A 591-nucleotide genomic window follows, 5' to 3' on the forward strand; every position below is an offset into this window, starting at 1 on the left:
GCGTCCTTGGGCTCCTTGCGTGCCACTGCGGCGTCCTCCAGGTCGATCTCCGTCGATGCCTGGATCACAGTACTCATCAGGTGCGTTCTCCTTGATCAGGAGTTACACCGAAAACCGTACAGTCCCCGAAGAGCAGGGTATCTGGGCTTTGATCTTTCCCAGGGGCTGTTGATCTCTGCGTGCCATTAGGGTCAGACTGACAAAATGATCAACTGCTCGGTTCGCCTGGCAGGAGGCTCCCGGGGTGGGCGGGAACCCAGGGCGATAACATCACGATCATGGCGGGCTGGGAGCTTCGGCTGGCTTCGGTGGCGGACGTCGAGGCGGTGGCCGAGTTGCGGGCCGTGGTGCTGAGGCCGGATCTCGTGCGGCTCGGGCGATACGACGAGCAGCGTGTGCGGCAGCGGCTGCGGGACGGGTTCACGCCGGCGCACACCTGGGTGATCGAGGTGGGTGGTGCCGCAGCCGGCTGCGTGGCGCTGCGGCCGGCGAAGGACGCCTACTGGCTGGAGCACTTCTACCTGGACCCGGATTTGCAGGGCAGGGGCATCGGTTCTGCGGTGCTGAGCAGACTGTTGGAGTGGTGCGACC

The 591-nt window shown here is 64.8% G+C and carries 1 protein-coding gene; it reads left to right on the forward strand.

Going from position 1 to position 591, the window contains the following annotated elements; genetic code table 11:
• Positions 1 to 278: 278 nt before the first annotated feature.
• The coding region (locus tag ACTWPT_RS60170; protein WP_443186507.1) for a GNAT family N-acetyltransferase at positions 279 to 591 on the forward strand (313 nt) is incomplete at its 3' end.

Origin of the sequence: Nonomuraea sp. 3N208, assembly GCF_052245935.1 — a bacterium.
Lineage (GTDB): Bacteria > Actinomycetota > Actinomycetes > Streptosporangiales > Streptosporangiaceae > Nonomuraea.